Genomic DNA, 4,750 nt, shown 5'->3' on the forward strand with positions numbered 1-4,750 from the left:
GCTGATGCCGATATTTTCCATAGAGATGCACCCGACCCACACGCTAGGTTTCAACTATTTCTTAAAACCCATTTACTGGGCACGCGCGTCTGTATCAAATATTACATTTTGAATTTATAATTGCTGTTGTAGCTCTGAAAATCTGTCCAACTTTGAGCATCCAACAGACAAGCTTTAAGCCTGGTGGGGTGACACAATGACTGGGCGAATGGATTGAGTATAAAGGAAGAAAAAAGGGTAGGCTAATTTTGAAGTAAAACCCTATCCAAACCAATGATACCGCTAACAGAGAGCCATAAAAAAGCCAGGGATTGTTGAAAAACGGCAAGGCGACATTTGCGCGACATGTCAGCATGACGCCGACTCAGCTCAATATTAGCGAGTCGCTTTCTTCTCTGCTTCGCCTCACCAAAAGCTAGCCAGACAGAAAATTTCTTCACATCTTCATCGCGCTGCTGAGCCGGAATCTTCAGCGCTGCTGCAATCACATGAGCGCAAGTGCGCAAATAGCGGCCACCGACCCAAAAGCCGTGCCTACAATATCATCGGTCTGGGCAAAATAAATCTGAATAGCCTTGTCAGGTAAGGTATTCAGATTTATTACCTCAGGGGTGACACTTCGTGATGCTGTTTCTATTGCTGTTGCCGAGCAGTTTCTATCCAGCCGAGGGCGTACTGACGATAGCCGTCCTCTAGGGTGTTGGCTAACTGCTCAGCTTGGTCAAAGGACTCCAGGTTAATCGTATAGTTTAAAGATTGCCAGAGCATTTCTCGCTTGTTGTACGTATTGGGTAGCTGAGCGAGGGTCTCTGTCAGTGTGGCGTAGAAGGAGGTGCTTTCTGCTATGGGGAGATGGGGCGCAGTGCCGATAGCAACGAATGCCCGTAGGTTAGGGTCGCTAATGTATGCGGGGATGCGCATTAAGATGGTGAGCTGAGCAGGGGTGGCAGGGGGGGAAGTGGGCGCATCGCCAATGCGGAAGATAAAGGAGTTGTTGAGGTTGACCAGGGCGTCGTCGCGATCGCTCGGAGAAAGAGATTGTTCACTGAGTGATAGAAAGTCTTCAAAATAGGACAGGGCGAGCGCTGTTTTGTTTCTGTAAGCAGCTTCAACAATGAGGAGTCGCAGTCCATCTACCTGAGATTGCGGTGAGGAGATTTGCGAGAAAATAGTTTTAATCAGGGGTGAAGGGGTTTCGGTTTCTGAGTCTAAAAGGGTTGCGATAGAGACGGCTAGGTTGCTGAGGGTTCCATCTTTTACTTCGACAGGTAGTTGTGCGGTGAGTTCTATGATTTGCTGTACAGTTTCTTCCATTGCTGAGAGCTGATCGATCTCGTGATAGATCGGGATCAGCCTGAGCAATAAGTCTAGCTGCTCGGTGGGCTCGGTGGTTTGCGCACGCACATCGGTGAGCCGGGCGAGATAATGCTGGTGCCGGTCGGATACGGGTTGGTTGGGCTGGTAAGTTAACCGCACTAAGGCCAGGATCTGCTCGGTGGTCGATAGGGTTACAGGGAGCGCTGTTTCGGTGGCGATAGATTCCGTCTCCGCTAGCTGTTTTTCTAATTCGCCAATCGCTTTTTCGTAGAAATCTTGCTGTTGCCAGTCGCGGGCTAGCTGTGCGATCGCACCATAGTCAATCCCACCTTCAAGCACGCCACCTATGGCCAACGGCGAGTCTGAGCGAAACGCTTCTAGTGCGGTGAGGGCTTCTCGAATGGTGGCGATCGCCTGGTCAGTTTGGCCAAGGGTGCGATAGCCTTCGGCCACCACTTTCAACAAGTCAGCATTGGATTTACTGTAGGAGAAATGGCGATCGATCACGACGTATTCTCTTTCAACGGTGCGGGCGATTCTCAGGGCCTCCTCGAGTGACTCAATGGCAACAGTACGTTGATTATCGGGGTAGGCGGTGGCAATTTTCACCCAGGTTTGAACCTGATTAGCCGGATCGTTGAGACTTTCAACAATCTGTATGGCTAGGTCAAACTCTCCTGTTTCCAGAGAATTATCCAGAATTTGGGTGAGTAATTCTATTTTGGGGTCGGCGTATTCTAGCAGCGGCATCAGTGCCCGATCGGGAATTTGGTTTAGCAAGGTAACTGCTTCTGCTTGCTGTCCCTGCTTGGTGTAAGCTTCGGCCATTCTAATGAGCGCGTCGTATCTTGAGCTGTCATTATCCAGGCTAGCTAGCACTGACGTGGCCGGATCTAGCGCACCGATTGATAAATAGGTCTCTATGAGCGTAATGGGGAAATAGGAGTCGTCTGCGGGAGGGTTGCTGGCGGCGGCAGCCAAGATTTGTTGGGCCTGGCTGGGTTGGCCTAGGTCTGCATAGGCCAGGGCGATGAGCTTGGCGGTAGACCAGCCGCTTTGCGAATCGTTGGGATCCGAGGGTAATTGCGTAGCGGCGGCGAGCAGGTTGGTGGCGGTTTCGGTCTGGTCGCGATAGTGATACGCCCGCGCTAATTCTACTAATGGCGCGGCGCGGCGGCTTTCACTGATGTCTTCAATCACGGTGCTGGCGGTTTCTAGCTGACCCGCTCGGCCTGCCCACAGGGCAATGTCTCCTAATGCGGTGACCTGATCGAGCGGATCGGCAAAGGGCTGTGCTTGCAAAAATGCCCGAGCAGCTTCGTATTGCTCAGCAGCGATGTAGGCTCGGATGATGGTGTTGTTAGCCTGAAATCGCCAATAGCTCTCCGCCGGAATGAATCGCTCAGCGAGGGGGAGCGCTGCTGAAAGTTTGCCAGCATTGGTCAAGGTTTCGATCAGATAGGCCCCTTGCTGATCGCGGATACCGGAGGGCAGGGGATCGATGAGTGCGATCGCTTGCTGCACTTGATCGGATTGAACAAGGGCAATAATTAACGCTTTCTCTAACTGGACGCGCAGCTGATCGGTAACGCCCAAGGTTTCGTAGGTCATGGCTTGGGTGATCGCTGGCACTTGCTCTAATCCGCTGGGTAACTCCAGCCAAGCTAAACCGGTAGCATATAGGGCTTGATCGCGTATTTCTGTGGATTGGATTGATTTTGCCAGGGCGATCGCCTGGTTTAGAGCAGCAGTAGCGGCTTCTACCTGTCCCTGCTGGGTCGATTTACGGGCAGCGGCTAACTGTTCTTGCAATTGGTTGTAGATCTCACTATCGGTTGAACTGGCTGAAGGTAGTGGAGAGACTGTCGGCGGCGAGGGCTGGGCAAGCAGGGGTGCACTACTAAAAAGTAGTATGCCAAACGTACCTAAGCTTAAAGCCAGGGCAATTGTTTTAAACTTAGGCTGCTGGTTCAGTGGCTGAGACATGAGGGATAAGAAACCATGTAGCGACGCAGGGAAGTAGGGCATAGAATAGCTGACTGAAGAGCCTCGGTTCACAAAGATAAAAGAGAAACAGAACACAATCGCGGGTTAGGAAAGGGCCTGCTCGTGTAACATACCTGCGATTGTAATCACTGGTGTTTCGCGAGCAGGCCCATCATGGGCTACTTTCAAAATTGGCTTCGCTTTTATGGGGCTGAGCAGTTGCAATGGCGCTAGCTATAACTTCAGGGTGCTTGCAGCTAGTCCCGCGCAAACAGGTGTTATTGAATTGATTGCCAGCCGTTTTCAGTACACACGCCTGGTTCACCTTCGGGAGGCATGCACCAGTAATTGTCGCCATCAAATATCATCTTTTCTTGAATGAGGGTGAGATCTGAAAGCGGACGCCAGTCACGGGTACCCAGCTCGTCGTAATAGCGGTACTGATCTCCCGAGACTTCTAGTCCCTGATCGGTGCCACCCAGCACGTAGTATCCATCCGGAATAAACGCAGGAGTTGTCGCTTCATAAAGATCCGACTCACAGGGGGCATTCTCACCTTTGCAACCTTGAATAACCTGGCCATCGGCCGACACCAGCGATATGTTATCTCCGTCTATTCGTAACTGTTCTCCCTCGTTAGTCATGATAGGGTTAGAGAACTGGCCACGATAGATCACAGAACTACTGACGGTGCCATTTCTGCGAACAGTCGTAGCCCCATCCGACTCGATAGTGATGGATTGCCCTGTGCCGTTGCCCCCATAGAAATTAAAGTAACGTTCGCCAAAAAATGGGGGTGTTGTCTCACTAGCCGCTGTGTTCTGGGCAAATGTGCCCTGTTCAAAAAACCAGCTGCTTACAAAGCGTTCCAGATTAGTACCGGAGCCGTTTTGAATGGTTGTAACCACGAAGATTTCCCCATCTGCATTCACAAACTCAAAGCGACAAGGCCCTAGACCTGTCCCTGAGCAGTCTTTAACCTCCGGGTAGCCCAGCTCAAACAGTTCTTCGACCGTTGAATCATTGAGGTTTGGTGCGTCGCCAGCGGTGTGGGGTTCCCAGTTCTGTTCCATTAAAAGATGGCGGGCATCTTCGTAGGGCATGTTTTCTGCTAGCCCAAATGAATCTGAAGACTGGGTAACGTCCTGAGCGCCCGCTTGAGCGGACTCTTTCTGGGATGTCGGTGTAGCAGCAGCGTTGGTCTGGCGATCGATGGCGGTGGCCTGGGTACAGCCCATCGTCAACCCAGTTAAGCTAATGAGTGCAGTGGCTAAAATGCGAGTAGGCACAGACTGAAAAAGTCTTTTCATATCTAATAATATTGTAACTACTCAGGCTGGGGTAGGAGAGTTATAGGGTTTCCAGAGAACAATCCCATGAGGGCATCCAGAACGTTATGCCCCTGTTTGCGTAGAGTGGATAGGTAACCGCGAATACGGCAGAACAT

3 protein-coding genes are annotated in these 4,750 nt (G+C 51.2%); all 3 read right to left on the minus strand.

The genetic code is table 11. The features are described from left to right. Positions 1 to 242 precede the first annotated feature (242 nt). Positions 243 to 488: a hypothetical protein gene (locus VB741_RS25975; RefSeq protein ID WP_323368131.1), complete on the minus strand. Its 246-nt coding sequence runs from the start codon at positions 486 to 488 to the stop codon at positions 243 to 245. Positions 489 to 633: 145 nt separating this feature from the next. Next, entirely contained in the window at positions 634 to 3,303 is a 2,670-nt protein-coding gene (locus VB741_RS25980) for a tetratricopeptide repeat protein (RefSeq protein ID WP_323368132.1), read from the minus strand. Positions 3,304 to 3,581: 278 nt separating this feature from the next. Further along, the gene (locus tag VB741_RS25985; RefSeq protein ID WP_323368133.1) at positions 3,582 to 4,613 is read right to left on the minus strand and encodes a hypothetical protein; all 1,032 of its coding nucleotides are present in this window, start codon (positions 4,611 to 4,613) and stop codon (positions 3,582 to 3,584) included. Between the last annotated feature and the right edge of the window lie 137 nt (positions 4,614 to 4,750).

The sequence above is a fragment of the Leptothoe sp. PORK10 BA2 genome (assembly GCF_034932105.1).
In the GTDB taxonomy this organism is placed as follows: Bacteria; Cyanobacteriota; Cyanobacteriia; order Phormidesmidales; family Phormidesmidaceae; genus Leptothoe.

Coding starts and splice junctions, on each gene's coding strand:
- VB741_RS25980 (WP_323368132.1), bottom strand. CDS start 3,303: ATGTCTCAGCCACTGAACCAGCAGCCTAAGTTTAAAACAATTGCCCTG.
- VB741_RS25985 (WP_323368133.1), bottom strand. CDS start 4,613: ATGAAAAGACTTTTTCAGTCTGTGCCTACTCGCATTTTAGCCACTGCA.